Source organism: Pseudarthrobacter sp. MOO13, assembly GCF_058267655.1.
The window spans coordinates 4,025,027-4,045,953 of the sequence record NZ_CM177848.1 but is presented as its reverse complement, the minus strand read 5'-3'; the positions used below and the strand labels follow the sequence as shown (position 1 = coordinate 4,045,953).

The window sequence follows — 20,927 nt, the reverse complement described above, 5'->3', positions numbered from 1 at the left end:
AATTCAAACCGCGTAGAGCGTCTTTCGCCTTGGCCACGGCGTCGCTGAGGTGCATGCCTTCCACCCTGAACCAGCCGGTACTGGCTCCGGTCCGGTACTTCACAATGTAGGCCATATGGAAGTATGGCCGGGGTGAGGGCGCTCCAACTACGGCCTAAGGACCCCTGCAACTCCTTTCAGCGGCGATGGGCATTCCTTACCCGGTGGCTACGTCCTCGATTGCCCAGGGGAGAATTAGGGCGTCTAAGTCGTCGTGGGGCAAAAGGCCATATATATACGCTTCGAACTCCAGGGGATCGGCGTTACCGCCGTTGGCGTAGTACCTCAGCCAGAGCTGTTCGATGCTTGCCGTGTTCTGCTGCAACATTGCAAGTGCTGCTTGCCGCGGATGGTTCATAACCTAACCCATTTATTAGGTCTGTATGGGTGTCTGAAGGTCACCGCGTCGTGCTCAGTTACGAGAATGCGGCCTATGCCGTCGAGCCAAACCCAGATGATGCACGCGTCCTCTGAGACGTCGTCTATGGTCCCACAACAGGGGGGCTCGTTTGGGCGCAAGACAAGAACACGGTCACCTGCGTTTAGGAAGACCCAGTCGTCCGTGCTCAGGCTAGGGCCAAGGTTTGGCATAACTCCTCCATCGGGTTGGGTTGGTTAGCGTCTGGATGGCAAGCCTTGGCCAAGGGGCGCCTTGGTCTTAGCTGAACAGCGGACGTCTAAGAGGGGGGACCGACGCTGGATACGAGGCGAGTTCCAAGTTAAAGGGCGTGTTCGTACTGGTTGACGATGCCTGAGCCAACTCCCCGCATGGCTCAAGAAACCCGGCCAGAGACTCGCTGACGACGTCTGCGTTGGCTAGGGCGGTAAAAAATTGTCCAGGCCTTGCCTGCCGGCACGTTGCAGCGACAACAACAGAAGATCGCAGGCAAGAATCCTCTGGGCCTCCACACGATCTGCGTATCCACTAGCCTTCAATTTTTCTCGTGATGCCGGACCTGAAGCCCCACTATCGATGCTGTAAGACAGGGGTCGTAAAGGATCACGTCTTCGCGTTGTCTGTTGGCATCGAAGCAGGAAGAGGGAAGTGCAGGATCAAGCCCGGCGTCGTTTTCGCTGGGTTGAGGGAGGATACTGGGATACATCACGCCCAGGATCACCACAACACTTTCCGGCTGTGGGTACGTTATCGGCCCTGGAGAAACGGAAGGTATGGATCCGCTACCGCAGGAGTGCCGCAGCCTTTCAGTAGCTGGCATATAAGTTTTGCTCCTCAACGAGGTTGTCTTCTGCTTGGCCGTGGTGGTTACCGCTTTCTTCGGCCACACGTGCCCCGATCGGAGCACGTCGGCCCAAAATCACTGCGGACTACAGGCCAGGGTGATTGGTCCGGAGCGGGTTTGCAGGTCACCTTCGCTAACAGCCTTATAAGCGGTTTCATAACCCGTGCAGGAGCTCGCAGACTGCGCAGCAGAGGGGGCGGAATGGGAACTAGACATTTATAGTTTCTAAAGCTGCTACGTCAAGCAAGTGATACAGAGGGTGGTGCGCCGTGAGTTCGGCCAATTTAGCAGCGCCGTCCAAAGCGCTCCCAGATGGAGATACAAGGAGAGCGTTGGGCCAGGCCCTGCCCATCTTGTAACGAAAAGGCATGCCTATAACGGGATTAGAAAGAATGCTTCCTGCCCAGCTGACATATGGCTGCGATCCAGGGAGCCAGCCTGTACGTCGAAGACTTACTCCAACTGAGTGCACCAATTCGCCCGCAGCTTGATCGACAATGCGCGCAGCTACCGCATCCCGTGCAGAAAGTTCAATTATCTGCTTGGCGTAGGAAGCAACTAACGACACTCTTTCAACGTCGGACTGAATATCTACGTAAGCTGTTTCTATGTTTGAGAAGTCCCGCTTGATCAGGTGGAGAATGGCTGTCTCCTCTCCTCTGCCATCGTAGGCTCTCATGGCGGCGTCAAGGCCTGCCCGACCTATCCAGTAGCCACTCCCGGCATCCCCCATGATGTGCCCCCAACCATCCACCCTTGCGTAGGTGTTTGCGCCAGTGGCCAGAGTTACTACTCCAGTTCCAGCAGCAATTGCAGAGCCATGTCGAGAGCCGAGGCAACCGAGGTAACTGGACACCGAATCATGGGCCAAATGGACTGAAACCACGCCAACGGCCTGGCAGCTGCGGAGGACGGCTTGCGCATCAGAGTTGCTCGCTGTTAGCCCCGACATCGCTGCGGAGATTTGAATATTCCCAAGATTCAGACCTGACAGGGTCTCGCAGACTACACGTTCCAGTTGCGGCATGAGCGACATGTCGGTGAGAACTGGAGGGAAATGTCGCTCTAACTGCGTTTTACCGCTGCATATCAGCCTGGCGCGAATCGATGATTGACCGGCGTCGATGGCAATGATGGGGTTTGAACTACCCATGGGCGCTCCGTGTTCAAATAAATATTGTGAATGTTATCCAACTAGCGCTGCAGAGTTGGCTGGCGTATTTTCGGGCTTTGAATTGATCTTTGTTTTACCGCTGCGGGAGGCGCTTTTGCGCGCGGTAGTAGAAATTAGTGATTGCGGTCAAAAGACCTCCTCCTTAGGTTTTGGGGACCGGGCAGGATGCGGCGGCGTGATTCCTCGCCATTCTTCGCAGCGATGAAAAGTAGAGTCCAGTGATATGCAGAAGCGTCCACGGATGCAAGAAGGAATGCGGGTTGAACCGTCGATTAGGGGAGGGGAATCACTATGCGTTCCTGCGGAATGCCCGGAGGAGGCATAGACCGTGGTTGCGTCCGATTGTGATGGGCGGACGCCGAACCCTGTGACTGCCTTTGGCAGTGTTTTCACTGAGGTCGGGGTTGAGTGACGTCGGTGGTGGTTCGCGGTTTGCTGAGCGGAAGTATGCACAGGGCGTGCAGTGGGTAGGTTTAAACCCGGGAGTTAGGTGAGCTGGGTTGACCTCACCACGTCCCCCGAAGGCACGGCCGACGAATGTCGAATGCTGTAATCCTGTCGGTCCGTGCGGTTGCTGTCTGCTGCCGGGGCAGCGGGCGGGATCGTGGGCGGGCTGCCGGCCAGCTCATGCCATCGTTCGCAGGTGAGGCCGTAGGGAACCTCGGCGCTCAGAGCTACGACGTATTGTCCTGGTGCGACACGGGTGACAGCTACGCCCACTTTCTTTTGTCTTGCGGCAGGTTGCAAGATTCTGACGGCGGCGTCCAACGCGGAGTCAAGCTCGCTTCTTGTCCTGACCGCAACTTCTAACGATTCCGGCAGCACCTTGTTTTGTTCTTTCGGCATTGCTGGTCTTCTTTCTCTGGAAGCGTCCTGATTGCACACCGGGTTTCAGTTCGCTGCCGTTTTCCGGCATAACGGCATCCGGCATGGGCAGGAAGGGGTGGATGCATGCTGGAGCAACAGGGTTCGAGGTGGGAGAACTTTGTGAAATCTCCCTGACGCATGACTGTCACGGGGTAGTTATGCGTGTTGAGGCGCGTGAACGGTGACATGGTCCAGGGCGTTTTTCAGGTCGACTATGCCGCCACCTTCGTGCCCGTTGAAGGGCCAGAGCTGAAGTCGTTTATCGGTGGAGGCGTAGTTGTTGAAGGCGGCGTGGACGGTCGATGGTGGGCATGTGGTGTCCATGAGTGCGGCCGAGACGTAGAGCGGCGCCGCAGCGCGGCGCGCGAAAAATACGCAGTCAAAATTTGCCAGTGTTTCCATGGCACCTGTTACCTCGTCGCGCCGAACACGCAGATAGCTGCCGATCTCGCCATACGGTGGGCGATCAGTTATATTGACCGCCCGCGGAAAGTCGCACAGGAATGGTACCAGGGCAGCAGCGGCGGCGAGATCGGGAACCAGGCCGGCGGCCGCCAGGGCTAATCCACCGCCCTGGCTGATGCCGACGACGCTGATTCTCGTCGGATCCACCTGCGGCAATGTTCGTGCCGCATCGATGGCACGAACCGCATCCGTGATCAGCCGGCGGTAATAGTAATGGTCCCTATCTAGGATTCCCCGGGTCATGAATCCAGGATGGGAAGGGCCACTGGGCCCTTCGTCTCCCGTGTTACCCACAGACCATCCCGCGCCTTGTCCCCGGGTGTCCATTTGAAAGTGGGCGAACCCGCTGGACGCCCAAAAAAGGGACTCTTCCGGGTAACCTCGCCCCCCTCCATATCCGACGTATTCCACGACGGTGGGGAGGGGTCCGTGGGCACCGCGTGGAACCCGGAGCCAGGCAGATATCGTCTGGCCCCCGAATCCGGGAAACCGTACATCGTAGACGTCCATTGTCGTCAGCGGCGTCTCCACGAGCGTTGCTTCCGGCGCGGAATCAAACGCTCGGGCAGCGGCAAGGGTCCGCTGCCAGAATGCATCGAAATCAGCCGGTTCCTTCCCCGATCCCGCGTAGTCACGCATTAGGTCCGGGGATAGGTCAAATAGCGCCATGGCATGCTCCTGGTCGACGATGAGAGTTGAAAGGGACCTCTTGTTGCTGACGGCTCGAGGCGGGAGCTGGTTTTGTCATCACAGGCGTCTAAGCTGTGCCTCGTACTTTTCTAAGGGCCTTTGACCGTGATGCGGTCACCACTTCGGTCTGGGAGGTCGGGTGTCACCGCTCCTTAGGACCGGTGACACCCGGCTGCTTATCCCTTTAGCCCGGACTGGGCGAGCCCTTCTACGAACTGGCGTTGGGCGATGACAAAAACTATCAGCACAGGCACGGCGGTCATGCTGGCGGCGGCCAGTTGTACGTTCCACATAGGCCCACTGTAGGCATCAGTGAATCGGGTCAGCGCCTGTGGCAGCGTGAAGAGATCGGGGGAGGAGAGATAAACCGTTGGTTCCAGATACAGGTTCCACACGTTCAAGAACGTGAAAATTGCAACAGCTGCCAGAGCAGGCCGTGCCAGGGGCATCGCGATCCGCCACCAGATTCCTGGCCTTCCGAGTCCGTCCAGCCGTGCTGCCTCCTCAAGTTCCGTCGGCAGGGCGATGAAAAATTGGCGCATGATGAATGTGGCAAGGACGCTTGGCGCGCCAAAAGATGTCACCAGTATGAGCGGCCAGTGGGTGTTGACCAGTCCAGCGGCATTGAACATCTGAAACAGCGGGACGATGGTAACTTCACTGGGCACAAGCAGACCTGCAAGCACGAGGAGAAAAAGGATATTTTGCCCCCGGAAACGGATCCTTGCGAAGGCATATCCGGCCATTGAGGAAACGAGCATGGTCAGGACTGTGACTACTGCCGCGATGTACAGGCTGTTGAAGTACTGCCTGGCGAACGGTTGGAAGGTGAAAGCCTGCAGGTACCCCTGGAGGGAAGGTTCTACCGGTAAGGGTGTGGGCGGGAAGGCAAGGATTTCGTTGATTGATTTGAAGGATGAGGTAATCATCCACCAGGTCGGGAAGACGAAGGGAACGGCCATAACAGCCAATAGCAGGTATAGCGCTGCCCTGGTCCATCGCTTTCCGAACCGCAGCCCGGTCCCAATGGAGGGTGCACCGGTCAACTGACTAGTTCTCATGAAATACCCATCTTTTGCGCATTTGCCATTGCAGGACAGTGAGCGCCAGGACCACGAGGAAGAGAACGATGGCTAGGGTCGATCCGTATCCAAAGTGGTGGAAATCGAAGGCTTGCTGGAAAAGGTAGTACACGAGAACCGTGGTGGAGAGGCCTGGGCCTCCTTGGGTGAGCACTGCGATCTGCGCGAATACCTGAAGGGATCCGACGATGGTGATAATGATCGTCAATAGTAGCGTGGGCGAAATCAACGGGAGAGTTATCCGGCGAAATACGGTGCGGGCTGTTGCCCCATCAACCCGTGCTGCTTCATAGAGTTCCGTCGGAACACCCTGTAGGGCGGACAGGAACAGGACCATGTTCAACCCCACATTTTTGAATATCTGCACGACGATCACGGCAGCCATGGCGGTCGGCCCGCTCTGCAGCCAGTTGGGTCCTTGTATGCCTACAGCGTGCAGAATCCCGTTGATCCCCCCGTTGTCCTGGAGCAGGAATCCCCAGACGAGGGTCCACGCGACCAGGGAGACGACGACGGGGGAAAAGAAGAGTGTTCGGAACACCGCTATTCCTCGTCCCTGGCGGTTGAGCATAACCGCCAGGAGCAGGGCCAGGGGGATGTTGATCGCAACTAGACCAACGGAGAATATGACAGTAGCGAGAATTACTTCACCAAATTGCGGGTCCGAGACGAGCTGCTGGTAGTTCCCTGCTCCGACGAATTTGAATGTTCCTGCCAGCACGTTCCATTCGTTGAAGCTGTAATAAAAAACGAGAGACAGCGGGACGATCACGAAGGTGAGGATCCCCAGAACCTGTGGTGCCACGAAAAGATAGCCGGTGACAGCGTCGCGGCGGCGGCGGTTCAGCCCGGAGGGCCAGCGGGATTGACGGGTGGTGGACCGGCCCGGGGGAGCCCCCCGGACCGGCGTTACCTTGCTTAGAACAGACACGCGCGTTCCTAACCGGCCAGGAGGGGTTTGATCGCACTGCAGACATTGTTGAGCACGCTCGACACGTCGGCTGTGGGCTGCCACATCGGGTCCAGGGCGGCCTTCACTTTTTGGGAGATTTCAGCCGAGTTGGTGTGGCTGGCTTTGGTTTGGCCTTCTGCGATGCCCTTGATGACTGCATTCTGGATCTGCTCTTTGGAGAGGAGCTTATTCGTGGCCGCCAGGGTGTCGGCCGTCAGAAGCGAGGTCCGGGGCGGCGGGAAGAACTGGGCGAGCTGCTTGGCATTGGAGGGGTTGGTGAGGTAAGCGATAAAGTCCTCCGCCTCCTGGACGTGGGCGCCCTTCGCCAGCGCTCCGACGCCGGCTTGCCCGACGACAGAGTAGGAGCCTTTGGTAGCGGTTGGTAGCGGCAGGACGTTCCAGCCGAACTTGGCGTCTTTCAGGAGTGAAGCACGCGAAATTTGGGTGACGGTAAATGCGGAATCGCCTGCGAAGAAGTCCGGGCTGGTCCCAGGCCCGGGAAATGCGTGCTGTTTGAAGATGCCGTCGTGGATGTAGGTGAAGGCAGTATTCATCTCGGGAGAGTTGAAGGTGCAGGATTTCCCGTCACTGCTCCAGGGAGCGGCTCCCCAGGCGTTCCACACAGAGGCGAGGTTGGACCAGTCGGAGTAGTTGAAGTCACGGATGATGATGCCGTCCTTATCCGTTTTGGCCTTAACCACCGAACCGAGGGCTGCCAGGTCCTGCCAGTTCCATTTCCCTTGTGACTGCAGCTCTGCCGATGTTGGAAGGCCGGCCTGTTTGAGCAGACTGTCGTTGGCGAACATCACCAAGGGGGAGGTCGAAAAGGGATATGCGTAAAGCTGGTTGTCCTGGGTCCAGAGCTTTGTCGTTTCGCTGTTCAGGTCTGCGTAGTTGTAGTCAGGGGCTGCTTTCAGGGTGTCGGTGAGAGGTGCGAGAGCTCCGGATTTGACGAAATCTGGCGCGTCCTTTTCGAGGACCCACGCCATGTCGGGTGCGTTGCCACCGGCGATCTGCGTGGTCAGCGTTGACGTGTAGTCCGCCACCGGCAGTGAATCAAACGTGATCTCTTTGATTTCGGGGTGTGATTTCTTGTAGCTATCTGCAATGGATTTGAACAAGGCGAGCTGTGTCGCGTCCGATGTCCAGGTGGTCATGCGCAGGGTGACGCTTCCAGGGGCGGCGGAAGTATGAGCGCTGCTCGCTTCGGTCGATCCTCCGCAGCCGGCAAGAGTCAATGCCGCTGCTGCCAGCAGCGCCACTCCTGTCAGCTTCTTTGCTGGTTTCATTTAGTGCTCCTTGATTAGTAGCCGGTGATGTCGGGCCAGTGCAATTCGACACCGGCCCCGACGAGTAAGGTCTGAAAGTCCTTCAGGATGGAAGGAGTGTTACGTACGGCTCGGGGTTCAATCGCCCGCTCCAGGCAGAAGGCTGCCAGCCAACCTGCTGCCTCGCCGATATTCCACTCCACGGGGTGGAGCCGAAAGGCTCCATTGGTGAGGTGTGTTGTACCAACGTTTTTTCCCGCCGGGAGCAGGTTTTCCAGACGGACCGGAATCAGTGCTCCGAGGGGAATTTCAAAGGGCACCGATGGGACGTCAATGTAATTGTCACCGCCGGTGGAGGGGTGCAGGTCGATTCGGTACATGCCAACTCCGACGCTGTCGAAAAAAGTGGAGGGCTTGCCACTGCCTCGTACGGCGACGGACAAGTCGTTCTCCACCACTGTGTATTCCGCCTTGATGCGGCGGGACTCACGTATATAGGGTGCCTGGGCAAGACCGTCGGTGGTTCCGGTGACGTCCCCGCGAAGGCGGAGTCCGGGCCAACCCTTTCCGCCGTCGGGCCGCGGCGCTTCAGTTTGCAACCAGTAGAACATCGACAACGACAACTGCCGGGCACCTTCCAAGTGCTTTTCCGGGGCCGGGCTGTCAATGATAGAGCCTTCAAGGTAGTCAATCATCGGCCAGTTGACCAGGACTATGTCACTGTCGAAGTGCCCGTCGGTGAAAAGCTTCCGCGCCAGGATACGGCGGAAGGTCCATAGCTCCCGGTCCCCGGCGGCCTGGCTCTGGTCCGCGGTGATGGCGAGCGGATCATCGTCGATTGTAGGTGTGAATTCTCGGGTGACGATCTCGAGGGTGCGCGGATCAGGCCCCGTGAGCGAGAGCATGGGCGCTCCCCAGAACTCCGGTTGGTAGTTGCGCCAGTAGTCGTAATCCCGCGGTTTCTCAATGGTGTGATCTCCCGGGACGTGATCGATCGCGAAGCACCACGAAAAAGCCTGCATATTATCCGGGCTGGCAGTTTCGGGAGCGCTTGGCTCACCTGTTTGCTCCCGCGACTCACTGCCGGTAACGTATTCCGCTCCGACGAGGGGGAGTAGTTCGCCTGTTTCAGTCGCGTCCAGGACAAACCTTGCGGTGATTTGGGTGCGTTCTGACGTGCGCGCATCCCTGACGGTGACACTCGTAACTCGGGCGTCCGACACTTCCGCTTCAACTGGAATCGAAGGTTGAAGAACTGTCAGGCGGCCCGTACCCAGATACGGTGCCAGCAGAGCGTCAATAACTGCAACAGCGACCTTGGGCTCCGCGCAAAGGCGGCTGACCAAGCCTGCACCGGGATTGAGATCGCTTTTTGCCCGAGCCTCCTCCGTTAGCGGATACCATGCACGGTAGTAGTCCCGGATGCCCTCCCGCAGCTGCCTGTAGGAAGCTGTAACGCCGAACTGTTCCACCCATGCGTGTTCATCCATTGGAACCGCTTGGCTGGTGAGCTGTCCACCCAGCCATTCAAATTGCTCTGTCAGGACGACGCGGCGGCCGGCCCTGAGTGCAGCCAGTGCGGCTGCGACGCCACCAAGGCCCCCTCCGACGATAAGAATGTCGGTGTTGAGATAGTTCATTGGGCGGCTCTTTCGTTTTTGGGTGCAGCAAGAGTGGAGCCTGGCACGAAGCGGCAGTTCAGCAGAACGCGCAGCTCGGAATCAGGAATCCGCTCTTTGCTCGCAATGATTTTTGTCAGAAGCTTCACAGCTCCGGCCCCCAGGTCCTCCCTGGGAGCGCTGAGGCGTGTGAAATCGATATCGGTGGTACCTGACCGTGGGGGATCCCCAAGAACAATGATCGAGAGATCCCTGGGTACCGAATAACCTGCTTCGGCGGCCAGTTTCAGCAGTCCCGCGGAATGGTCCTCGGACTCGAGGAACAGGACCGTAGGGCCGTAGGCCCTAGTGACTTTCCATGCCTCCCTCAGGCCCTTCCCCGAGACGGTGTAGAACATGTGTTGTGCATTTGCAAAGCCTGCAACGGCCTCCCGGAAGCCTGCCCGACGATCCAGCACGGACTCTCCCCGGCTGTCCCTCGCCAGATAGAAAAACCGCCGATGACCCAACCGCAGGGCTCGCCCAACGATCTCCCTCGTGGAGGAAACGTAATCCACGCCGACGTACGGTACCCCGGGGGTACTCCTTCGACCTATGGCGACAAAGGAGTAGCCACCCACGACTAGTCTCCGCAGATCCTCGGTGTCCATTTCCAGACCCAGGAGAATGCATCCGTCAGCAAACGCCAGGCGGTTGTTCTGATGAAAAATTTGTCGATGCCCGTTGACGACGGGGGCGCTGGTGAATATCAGCAAGTCACAACCCAGCGCCTCTGCCGCGGACTCAATCCCTGTCAAAAGCGGTGTATAGAAGTCCGCGGTTTCATGAGGGAAAGCAGCCTCATATGTGAACACACCGAGAATCTGGTTCTCGCCACCGGCGAGACGCCGTGCAGCAGGATCGGCAACATAGGTTGTCGCCCGGATCACCTCCATTACACGATCCCGTGTTTCTTTCGCGATTCGCCCCGTCGCATTTACCCGGTTGTTCATCACCAATGACACGGTGGTTTGGCTTACACCGGCGAGCTCAGCGATGCGGCGCTGCGTCATCCTCCCCGCACCCCTTTGCCCGCTCATAGGATCCTTCCCTTTCATGCGCTAATGCGTATTATCTAATGATGTAGATCACGATAATGCGTATGATCCGATATTTCAATAGTTCTGCCGCACGTTCCGTTTACAGTTTGGGTTGGCTGAAGCTACCGCTAGGTGGGATGCGCACATAGGCCTGCGGACGCAGTCGCCAACCAGCTGAGAACGGCCATGAGTCACCGGGCAACCTGCACTGAACTGCCATGCCTCTCAGGGGGCGTGATCGCCTTTCCCCTTACGGGGCGATGAGTAAATGAGATTACCCCCCAACGAATTGGATAAAATCCGCTGCCTCAACGACGGGGTGATGGAAGATTGCATCCAGTCTCATCAGCTATGGCTGCACTATGTAGGTATCGGAGGAAACGCCAGGGATGGTGTCCTCGAGTGCCACCTCCGGGGTCGCGCCACGCTTCCCCAGCTGCAGCGGCAACTTCTCCGGATAGCGCTAGAGGAAATTCGGAGCGTCGCTCGGAGTGCGCCACAAGTTTGACGCTTCGCTCCTGATGCTGACAACTGGCGTCAGCCGTCCCGGTAGTCGGGCCCACCAAAAGTTTGCTGCAATCTCACATGTGTGGTTGTGCTATTCCCCGAGGGGTGCAGTAGCAAAATGGCGAGCGGTCGTCGCAAACGGCGGCTCCGCGTCGGCATTCACCGAAACTCCTGACCGACGGCACACTGAGGGTTCTTCCAGGAAGGACAGCGACTCGAGCAGCTGTCTGGTAACCAGCTCATGACCATGCGCCCCATTGAGTATTTGATCGAGAAGGACTACAACGCACGCGAAGCTCGATGCGCGGAGCGTTGAGGCATGTGGAAGCACACCCACCCGACCTTTTACACTCCCGCTGACCCCGGACTGCGGATGACAGGCTCAGTCACCGCCCCTGCCATCAGCGACAGCGCGGGCATAAACCCTCCTTGATCCTCAACAGAGAAAACGGTAGCCCTTCTGCCCCTCGCCCACGACCGGACGCGTTCGGCATGGGCTAGCGCATGGCGATCTGGTCTGCTGCCGGCGGCCCGGGGGACCGCCGGCAGGGTGCTTCTAGAGCTCGCCGATTCCGGACACAAGGTCGGTGCGGCCCTCTGCCAGGCGGTAGGAGAGGCCGATCACCGCGGCGCGGCCGTTTTCAATTGCGTCCGAAATCACACGCGAACTGTCCGCGAGGCGATGGGACATCTGCTTGACGTTCTCCACCACCATGTCGTTGACCTCGGGCTGGTTGTTCCGCAGGGAGGTCAGGACGGAGGGGGTGATGCGTTCGACGAGGTCGCGGATGAATCCTGCCGGCATCTGGCCGGTGTTAACGGAGTCTTTGGTTGCCGTGACGGCGCCACAGTTGTCATGTCCAAGCACTACGATCAGCGGCACCCCCAGCACGGCGACGCTGTATTCGAGCGAGCCCAGGACGGCGTCGTCAATTACCTGTCCGGCGGTGCGGACCACGAAGACGTCGCCGAGGCCGACGTCGAAGATGATTTCGGCTGCAAGCCGGGAGTCGGAGCAGCCGAAGATCACGGCGAACGGATTCTGGGTCTCCACCAACGAGGAGCGCCGTGAGGCATCCTGGTTCGGGTGGCAGGACTCGCCGTTGACGAAACGTTCGTTGCCTTCGCGCAGTCGGCGCCATGCCAGTGCAGGGGTGAGGTTAGTAGCCATGCATATTACATATAGGTGCACCGGGGGCGGAAAGGGAACTGTGACGGCCGGGCAGGCAGACTTTAGGGGAGGTTACGACGTGCGACTTCGGCCAGCTGCGTCCGCGCCGGAGAGGACAACGGTGCTGCTGACAACTGGCGTCAGCCACGCATGCACTCGAGAGTCCACGAAAATCTCCTGACCAGCAACATCCACCTCCGTGGCCGGGGCGGGGATGCAGCGCCGGCTGGGATGATCTCAACAATGGCCCATACCTGCATTCACCGGTAGCTCCGCACCGATGGCACGCCGAGGGTTCTTCCCGGAAGCACCCTGCACTCCAGCAGCTGCCTGGTAGACAACGTCGGCCCCTGCACCCCTTTGAGTATGTGATCGAGAAGGGCTACGGCGCGCGCCCCAAGCTCGGTGCGCGGAGCGCTGAAACAGGTAAAATCAACCCCCCGCCCGCCTTTACGATCTCGCTCACCCAGGACCACGAATGACAGGTCCTTAGGAACGGAGACGTCATCGGCGGCAGCGAGGGCATAAAGCTCTTCTGCGTCCTTGGGATCCTCAACAAAGAGGATGGTAGCCCCTTCTGCGCGCACGCGCCGCCACACCTCAGCCAGACCGACCGCCGTAGTCTCTGCCTGTGCCAGGGCAATACCCGCAGCTGCCAGTTCGTCAGTCAGGGCGTCATGCCTGTCACGGGAAGATTCGCCAGCGAGAGACAGCCTGGCGTAGAAAGCAGCCGCATGGCCGGCCCCGATGGCTTGACGAGCCAGTTCGCGAGTGGGCGTGCCATAGTCAACCCCGACATAGGCTATGCCTTCAACATCCCGGCGGCCGATAGCAACGAACTTGTACCCGCTGTCCCGCAGCCTGGCAAGCTCGTCGTTGTCCATCTTCCGACCCAGCAGTAGGCATCCGTCAGCCAGGCGGAGCCGACTATTCTCATGGAATATCTGGCGGCGTCCCTCAACCAGCGGAGCGCTGGTGAACATCAACAAGTCCAGGCCTAAAGCCTCGGCTGCACTCTCTATGCCGGTCAGCAAGGGTGTATAGAAGTCTGAAGTTTCGCTGGGAAATGCATGTTCGTAGGTGAACACCCCGACAAGATTGTTCATCCCGCCCACCAAGCTGCGGGCAACAGGATCGGCAACATAAGTCGTCGCTTTGATGACGTCAAGGACACGTTTCCGTGTCTCTTCCGGTATGCGCACACCATTGTCGGTACGGCCGTTCAGCACAAGCGAAACAGTCGCTTGACTCACCCCCGCGAGTTCCGCAATCTTGCGCTGCGTAACTCTTCCCCCCTGGCTCGACGTCATCGGCGTTCCTTTCCAAGCACTTGATAATACAAATCATCATAGAGGAGCCGTAGTCGGTACTCTCTGATAATAGGTATTATCTTATTGACGGTTCAATGCCGGGCAGTGGAGCATCAAAGGATCGGGGGATAGGGAGCTGATCGCGTACTTGGGCGCATTGGCCATCACCTCATCATGAAAGGGACCGCTATGTCGCCTACAAATTCACTGCCGTTCTCAGATGCCTTTTCGAGGGGCGCATCTCTTAATCCAGGCGTTTCCCGTCGCTCGCTGATACTTGCGGGTGCAGCCGCGGTCCCCATGCTGGCAGTCGGCGCGCTATTCACGGCGCCAGCCCGGGCTGCGACGGCCACGGATTTTGACCAGGTCCGCACACAGTGGCGCGCCACCCTGGTTTCGACCTACGACCTTTCCGACTCTACGGTCCAGCAATATGTCACGGCATCAGCGGCGGAAGCACAGTCCTTGTGGGACACCTTGTCGACTGCTTCCAACCGCACCTACCTTTGGGCCGACCTCAACAGCAGTAGCATTTCAGCGATTCAACGGAACAACATGGGCCGGCTTCGGACGCTGGCTCTCGCGTTGAAGTCTCCGGGATCCTCCCTCTACGAAAACGCACAGCTGAAGGCCGACATCGCCTCGGCCCTCGATTGGTTCCTGAGCAACAAATACGGTGTTACCAACCAGTATGACAACTGGTGGGACTTCCAAATCGGCATTCCCCTGGCGCTCAACGACTTTTGCGTCCTGCTCTACGAGGATCTTTCAGCCACCTTGGTTGCTACCGCGATGGCTGCTATCAAGCGGTATGCCCCTACACCCACTATCACCGCAGGCAGCACCTCCACCGGAGCGAACCGCAACTGGGCCTGCTCGATAGCCATAGTCCGCGGTGCCCTCAGCGAGGACAGTGCAACGATTTCTGGTGCAATGACGGCCTACGCGGCAATCTTCCCTTACGTCTCGACGGGCGACGGGTTCTATGCAGACGGCGGCTTCATTCAACACCAGTATTTCTCCTACAACGGGGGATACGCCGTCTCACTTCTGCAGTACCTCACGTACTCCATGGTCGCTACCTTGGGCACGCCATGGGCTTTCAATGCTGCACAGATTGCTGAGGTCTACGACTGGGTGCAGGACAACTATGTCCCCTGGATTTTCGGGGGCGGCTTTATGGACATGACTCGGGGCAGAGGAATTTCGCGGTTCTACGAGACCGACCACAGGGTAGGGAGACTAACGATCGCCACGCTGCTACAGCTCGCGTCCGTATTTCCCGCCGCTCAAGCCCTGGTCGTTCGGGGGCAGTGCAAGGGTTGGATCAACGCTGACCAGTTCCTTCCGTTCTTTGTCTACGACAGTGTCCCGATTGAACAGGTGCGGCTGCCCTCCATTGTGAAGGGACGAGCTTTCGTAGCCGACACGAACATTCCGTCAGCGGCCGAATCAACCCAGAGTGTCGTGGCAACATCGATGGCCAGAGCAGTCCACCGCCGGCCAACATTCGCCTACGCCGTGGCAATGGACAGCACGGTGATCAAGCCTTACGAGAGCGGTGGCGAGAATCGTCTCGGTTGGTACACCGGAGAGGGGGCGGTCTACCTGAACCTTTCCAGTCAGAACGCACACTGGGCCAACCAATATTGGCCCACGGCCAACAAGTACCGCATTCCCGGCACCACCGTCGGGACAACACCCTTGTCTCCAGCAGCTACACGCACGTCGCTCAATACGTGGGCGGGGGGCGCCTTACTCGATGGGAATATCGCACTTGGCATGGGACTTAAACCAGCCTCCCAGACGCTGAGCGGGCGCAAATCCTGGTTCTGCATGGACGACGCAATCGTGTGCCTCGGGGGTGCCATCAGCAGCACAGATGGCGACACCGTGGAGACCATAATTGAGAACCGTAACATCGGCCCCAATGGCGCAACCGTTCCTATCCTGGACGGAACCTCGGTGCTGACTACGCCAAGCCCAACCCCGAGCTCCTTCACTGCCAACTGGGTTTGGATTCCCAATGTCGGCGGCTACGTGTTTACTTCGGGAACATCGATTAAAGCGTTGCGGGAAGATCGCACAGGCAAGTGGACCGACATGGACAACCGCGGCGTCTATGATGACACGACCACTTACAGCCGACGATTCATCACGCTGTGGATAGATCATGGAGTGAACCCCAGCAACAGCACCTACTCCTACATTCAGTTGCCTGCGGCAACCCAAGCGCAAACCTCAAGCATGGCGTCCTCAAACGACATCGCGGTGGTTGCCAACAATAACGATGTTCAGGCCGCCACCCGTTCGAGCACCGGCACCACCATGATTAATTTCTGGTCACCTACGCCCCCGAAGACTGCGGGCATACAGTCCAACAACAGGGCATCCATCGTCGCTACACGCAAAAACGGGCAGCTCTCGATCGCCGTCACCGATCCCACACAAAAGGTCACCGGTTCCGTAACGGTAACCATTGACGGGCCGGCCACCAGCACCCTGCAAACCGACCCTGGCATCACTGTCGTGGCGCTGAGTCCCAATGTCCAGATCTCGTTTAACGCATCCGGACTAGCAGGTAAGTCCCTGGTCGCCCGATTTGCTGTCTAACAGGACGAATCATCAGAAGATGTCAGTGATAGAGAGCTTTCGGTTGGGCAGGACGGCTGAAGAAACGGCCAGGGGCGTTCTCTGCTGAGTCAGCCAGCCCGAATCGCCTCCTCTGGTCCTCATAGCCATGACGATCAGAGGAGGCCGAAACGGGGAGGACGTTTTGGATTTGGAAAATCGCTGGCTCGCGAACGGTGTCATGATCATTCAGCCCGGCCGTAGTTTCCAGCCTGCTCTGTTTGCACGCGGCGTTCATTTAGGCTCCAGCAAGCCCGCAATTCGTTTGCCGCCGCCGCTGAGTTCCCTTGTTACCGAAAGTACTCCCAGGGATAAGCGCGTGCTCCTAACTGCGGGCTGACACAGCGCACGCTTAGCCGTAGGACCTCGGCTGTTCCGGTTTTGTGCCTGCAATTAGGCCCTTCTAGCTCCCCCTCCAGTGGTTCCCCAGCAAGAACAAAACAGTTCGTGCACGTTTGTGCAAATTGCTTGACCCGATTTTCCGCCTCTTCGAACAATGGTGATGACCCCGCCAGCCGCCTCGCTGGCGTCCCCAAAGCCAAGGAAGTCTTTTGAATCCCGATAATTCATCGTCCCCATCGCTCACGGCTGCACGAGTTGGGGCGGAACGAAATTCCATTCAAAGCCTGCGGCGCCGTCCGCACGCGAAGGTGCTGGTGGTGGGCGGCGGCATCAACGGAGTGGGCACGTTCCGTGACCTGGCCCTGCAGGGCGTCGACGTTGCACTGGTGGAGCGCGGCGACTACTGCCAGGGCGCAAGCGGCGCGTCTTCGCACATGATCCACGGCGGCATCCGGTACCTCGAAAACGGCGAGTTCCGCCTGGTCCGCGAATCAGTGGTGGAGCGCAACCGGCTGCTGAAAATCGCCCCGCACTACGTCAAGCCGCTGCAGACCACCATCCCGATCTTCAGCACCTTCTCCGGTATCCTCTCCGCGCCGCTGCGCTTCCTCACCCACAAGCAGCAGGGCAAGCCCAAGGAGCGCGGTGCGTTCCTCATCAAGGCGGGCCTCAGCCTTTACGATTCGTTTTCCCGGGACGGCGGCACGGTGCCCCGGCATCAGTTCCGCACCCACAAGGCAGCCCTCCAGGAACTTCCCGCCCTTCGACCGGACGTCAAATACACGGCCACCTACTTCGACGCCTCCGTGCACAACCCTGAACGGCTGACCCTCGACGTCCTCCAGGACGGCGAAAAGGCCGGCCGCGCCGGTAACGCGAGGGGCACCAGCGCGCAGGGTGACACGGCCCGCGCCAGCAACTACCTCTCGCTGCAGTCCATGTCTTCCACCCCCAACCCGCGGACCGGCCGGGGGAGCACCGTCCGGCTCCGCGATGAACTCACCGGGGAAGAGTTCGATTTCACGGCTGACATCATCGTGAACACCACCGGGGCGTGGGTGGACCTGACCAATGAGGCCATGGGCGCGGCGTCGGCCTTCATGGGCGGCACCAAGGGTTCGCACATCGTCCTGGACCACCCGGGCCTCCTCGCCGCCTGCCGCGGGCGGGAAATCTTCTTTGAACACACCGACGGCCGGATTGTCCTCATCTACCCCATGGGTGACCGGGTGCTGGTGGGCACCACCGACGTTGATGCGGACATGTCGGAAGACGCCATCTGCACCGATGAGGAGATCCAGTACTTCTTCGACCTCATCGGCCACGTGTTCCCGTCCATCGACGTCACGCCTGACGACATCGTCTACACGTTCTCGGGTGTGCGCCCCCTGCCGAGCCATGACGCCACCCAGCCGGGCTTCGTCTCCCGCGACTACCGCATCGAACGCCGCGCCTCCGGAACAAACGGAACCGGGGCACTCGTGCTGAGCCTGGTGGGCGGCAAGTGGACCACCTTCCGCGCCCTCTCAGAGCACCTGACCAACGAGGTCCTCACCGAACTCGGCGTACAGCGGAAGCTTTCGACGGCGCAGCTCCCCATCGGCGGCGGCGCCGGCTTCCCAGCCGACGAGGCAGGCGTGCAGAAATGGATCAAGGCCCACATGGCCGACGGCCGCGACGCAGACCGGACGGCCGGCCTGCTGACCCGCTATGGGACCCGCGCCGAAGCCGTGATCGCCTACCTCGACGCCGAGCCCGACCACGTCCTGCGGTCCACCCGGGAACTCAGCGTCCGGGAACTGGAGTTCATGGCGACCAACGAACAAGTGGGGCACTTGGTGGATGTCTTCATCCGGCGCACCTCCCTGGCCTTCCGCGGCCTGGTTACCGATGACCTCCTCAACGAAGTGGCCGAGGTGCTCTCCGTCCCCCTTGGTTGGCTTGCGGGAGACCGGAACGCAGAAATCCTGCACGCGAAGTACGTGCTGCAGCGTTTTCATCGCGTGGAAACGGATAACCAGAGGGTTGAACAAGCCTACCGGCGTGATTAAAACGCCTCGCTAGCCCAGCTGTCTCACTGAATAGGACCAATAACAAAGAAGGAGTCAAAGATGTCTCTAGGAATAGTCTTCCTCTCCGAACTCTTCGGCACGGCCACGCTGACGCTGTTGGGTTGCGGCGTCGTTGCCAACGTGGCTTTGCGGGGGACGAAGGGCAACAACGGGGGATTCCTGATGGTCACATGGGGGTGGGGTATCGCTGTCTTCTGTGGCGTCTTCGTCGCTGCCAAGTCCGGCGCCCACCTGAATCCGGCCGTGACCCTCGGCCTGCTGCTCAACGGCAAGTCCGAATACGCTCCGGGAGTCGCCGTCGACTTCGCCTCCACCCTGACCTACTTCGGAGGCGAGCTGCTGGGCGCGTTCCTCGGCGCCGTGGTCTGCTGGCTGGCCTACAAACAGCACTTCGATGACGAGCCGGAGCCTGCCGGCAAGCTCGGGACCTTTTCCACCGGCCCTGCCATCCGGTCCACCCCATGGAACCTGATCACCGAGATCATCGGCACTTTTGTCCTGGTCTTCGTCATCCTCACCCTCGGTGGTACCCCCTCGGGGCTCGGCCCATTCGCCGTCGCGCTGCTCGTGGTCGGCATCGGTGTTTCCCTTGGCGGGCCCACCGGCTACGCCATCAACCCGGCCCGCGACCTCGGACCCCGCATCGCCCACGCAGTGCTTCCCATCAAGGGCAAGGGCTCCAGTGACTGGAGCTACTCCTGGATTCCGGTGGTGGGTCCGCTTGTCGGCGGCGCCCTGGCCGGAGTTGTTGCCCGGATCGCTCCGATCATCGTCACCGCCGCTTCCTAAACCCCGGCACCCAGTTCGAATAACAAGACAAGGACGTCATTATGAACCAGTACGTAATCGCCATTGACCAGGGCACCACCAGCACCCGCGCCATCATCTTCGACCACAGCGGCGCCATCGTCTCCTCCGGCCAGATGGAACACGAACAGATCTTCCCCCAGGCAGGCTGGGTGGAGCACGACGCCTCGGAGATCTGGACCAACACCCGCGAGGTCATCGGCTCGGCTCTCTCCAAGGCGAACCTGACGCGGCACGATATTGCCGCCGTCGGCATCACCAACCAGCGCGAAACCGCCGTGGTGTGGGACAAGACCACGGGCAAGCCGGTGTACAACGCCATCGTGTGGCAGGACACGCGCACCCAGGACATCGTGGACCAGCTGGCCAAGGACGGCGGAGCAGACCGCTTCAAACAGAAGGTGGGCCTGCCGCTGGCCACCTACTTCTCGGGCACCAAGATCAAATGGATCCTGGACAACGTTGACGGCGCCCGCGAAAAGGCAGAGGCCGGGGACCTGGTGTTCGGCAACACCGACGCGTGGGTCCTGTGGAACCTGACAGGCGGCGTGGACGGCGGTGTGCACGTCACCGAGGTCACCAACGCGTCCCGCACCCTGTTCATGGATCTTGACACCCTGCAGTGGGACGACGAGATCCTCGGCATCTTCGGTGTGCCCCGCAGCATGATGCCGGAGATCAAGTCCTCCTCCGAGGTCTACGGCGAGGTCCACGGATCCCAGCTGCTCCGCGAGACGCCGGTTTCGGGCATCCTGGGCGACCAGCAGGCCGCAACCTTCGGCCAGGCCGCTTTTGACGCCGGCGAAGCGAAGAACACCTACGGCACCGGCTGCTTCCTGATCTTCAACACGGGCGAGGAAATCGTCCACTCGAAGAACGGGCTCCTCACCACGGTGGGCTACAAGCTGGGCGACGCCAAGCCGCACTATGCCCTGGAAGGGTCCATCGCCGTCACCGGTTCACTGGTCCAGTGGCTGCGTGACAACCTGGGCATGATCAGCAGCGCCCCCGAGGTGGAAACCCTTGCCGCGTCGGTCAAGGACAACGGCGGCGTGTACATCGTCCCGGCGTTCTCCGGCCTGTTCGCCCCGTACTGGCGCTCCGATGCCCGCGGCGCGATCGTGGGCCTGACCCGGTTCGTCAACAAGAACCACATCGCCCGGGCAGCGCTGGAAGCCACCGCGTTCCAGACCCGCGAGGTGCTGGACGCGGTCAACGCGGACTCCGGCGTGCCCCTGAGCGAGCTGAAGGTCGACGGCGGCATGGTTGCCAATGACGCCCTGATGCAGTTCCAGGCGGACATCCTTGGCGTCCCGGTGATCCGCCCGAAGGTCATTGAGACCACGGCGCTGGGGGCTGCCTACGCGGCAGGCCTGGCGGTTGGCTTCTGGAAGGACCTGGGCGAGTGCTCGGCCAACTGGTCCGAGGACAAGCGCTGGGAACCGCAGATGGACCAGGTCGAAAAGGAACGCCAGATGCGGCTCTGGAAGAAGGCAGTCACCAAATCCATGGATTGGGTCGACGAGGACGTTCGCTAAAGCCCCGTGACCACGCAACCCATGGGGCTGCCCTACCGATCCAGCCAGGGCAGCCACCCATCTCCTAACGCTC

At 59.8% G+C, this 20,927-nt stretch carries 14 protein-coding genes; 4 read left to right on the top strand and 10 right to left on the bottom strand.

The window, feature by feature from the left end; translation table 11 throughout:
- Positions 1–196 precede the first annotated feature (196 nt).
- The 10 genes from AC4EEO_RS18555 to AC4EEO_RS18510 all read right to left on the bottom strand — a co-directional run bounded on the left by AC4EEO_RS18555 (position 197) and on the right by AC4EEO_RS18510 (position 13,464).
- Positions 197–367 carry a hypothetical protein gene (locus AC4EEO_RS18555; protein WP_491339463.1) on the bottom strand — a complete coding sequence of 57 codons (171 nt, stop codon included), beginning with the start codon at positions 365–367 and terminating at the stop codon, positions 197–199.
- A 1,121-nt stretch (positions 368–1,488) separates the two neighbouring features.
- Entirely contained in the window at positions 1,489–2,433 is a 945-nt protein-coding gene (locus tag AC4EEO_RS18550; protein WP_491339462.1) for an N-acetylglucosamine kinase, read from the bottom strand.
- A 1,044-nt stretch (positions 2,434–3,477) separates the two neighbouring features.
- Positions 3,478–4,455 carry an acetylxylan esterase gene (locus AC4EEO_RS18545; protein WP_491329011.1) on the bottom strand — a complete coding sequence of 326 codons (978 nt, stop codon included), beginning with the start codon at positions 4,453–4,455 and terminating at the stop codon, positions 3,478–3,480.
- A gap of 197 nt (positions 4,456–4,652) precedes the next feature.
- The gene (locus AC4EEO_RS18540) at positions 4,653–5,438 is read right to left on the bottom strand and encodes a carbohydrate ABC transporter permease (RefSeq protein ID WP_488315342.1); all 786 of its coding nucleotides are present in this window, start codon (positions 5,436–5,438) and stop codon (positions 4,653–4,655) included.
- Between the two features lie 88 nt (positions 5,439–5,526).
- Positions 5,527–6,489: a carbohydrate ABC transporter permease gene (locus AC4EEO_RS18535; RefSeq protein WP_488315341.1), complete on the bottom strand. Its 963-nt coding sequence runs from the start codon at positions 6,487–6,489 to the stop codon at positions 5,527–5,529.
- Positions 6,490–6,497: 8 nt separating this feature from the next.
- Positions 6,498–7,799 (bottom strand): ABC transporter substrate-binding protein, encoded by a 1,302-nt coding sequence (locus AC4EEO_RS18530; protein ID WP_488315340.1) that lies wholly within the window; start codon positions 7,797–7,799, stop codon positions 6,498–6,500.
- Positions 7,800–7,813: 14 nt separating this feature from the next.
- Positions 7,814–9,418, bottom strand: coding sequence for an FAD-dependent oxidoreductase (locus tag AC4EEO_RS18525; protein WP_488315339.1), 1,605 nt, complete (start codon positions 9,416–9,418; stop codon positions 7,814–7,816).
- Complete coding sequence (locus AC4EEO_RS18520) at positions 9,415–10,449, bottom strand: LacI family DNA-binding transcriptional regulator (RefSeq protein ID WP_491329012.1); 1,035 nt, start codon at positions 10,447–10,449, stop codon at positions 9,415–9,417. Before AC4EEO_RS18520 ends, AC4EEO_RS18525 begins: the two co-directional genes overlap by 4 nt.
- 1,090 nt (positions 10,450–11,539) lie before the next feature.
- Positions 11,540–12,154 (bottom strand): carbonic anhydrase, encoded by a 615-nt coding sequence (locus AC4EEO_RS18515; RefSeq protein WP_488315337.1) that lies wholly within the window; start codon positions 12,152–12,154, stop codon positions 11,540–11,542.
- A 260-nt stretch (positions 12,155–12,414) separates the two neighbouring features.
- Positions 12,415–13,464 carry a LacI family DNA-binding transcriptional regulator gene (locus tag AC4EEO_RS18510; protein WP_488315336.1) on the bottom strand — a complete coding sequence of 350 codons (1,050 nt, stop codon included), beginning with the start codon at positions 13,462–13,464 and terminating at the stop codon, positions 12,415–12,417.
- A 300-nt stretch (positions 13,465–13,764) separates the two neighbouring features.
- On the opposite strand from AC4EEO_RS18510, the gene AC4EEO_RS18505 reads away from it, so the two are divergent.
- From AC4EEO_RS18505 to glpK, 4 genes are all read left to right on the top strand, one after another.
- Positions 13,765–16,077 (top strand): polysaccharide lyase 8 family protein, encoded by a 2,313-nt coding sequence (locus AC4EEO_RS18505; protein ID WP_491339461.1) that lies wholly within the window; start codon positions 13,765–13,767, stop codon positions 16,075–16,077.
- A gap of 635 nt (positions 16,078–16,712) precedes the next feature.
- Positions 16,713–18,488 (top strand): glycerol-3-phosphate dehydrogenase/oxidase, encoded by a 1,776-nt coding sequence (locus tag AC4EEO_RS18500; protein WP_488316006.1) that lies wholly within the window; start codon positions 16,713–16,715, stop codon positions 18,486–18,488.
- A 60-nt stretch (positions 18,489–18,548) separates the two neighbouring features.
- A complete protein-coding gene (locus tag AC4EEO_RS18495; RefSeq protein ID WP_491339460.1) occupies positions 18,549–19,298 on the top strand; it encodes an MIP/aquaporin family protein in 750 nt (249 codons plus the stop codon).
- A gap of 41 nt (positions 19,299–19,339) precedes the next feature.
- Positions 19,340–20,854, top strand: a complete 1,515-nt coding sequence (gene glpK, locus AC4EEO_RS18490) for a glycerol kinase GlpK (protein WP_491339459.1) — start codon at positions 19,340–19,342, stop codon at positions 20,852–20,854.
- Positions 20,855–20,927 lie beyond the last annotated feature (73 nt).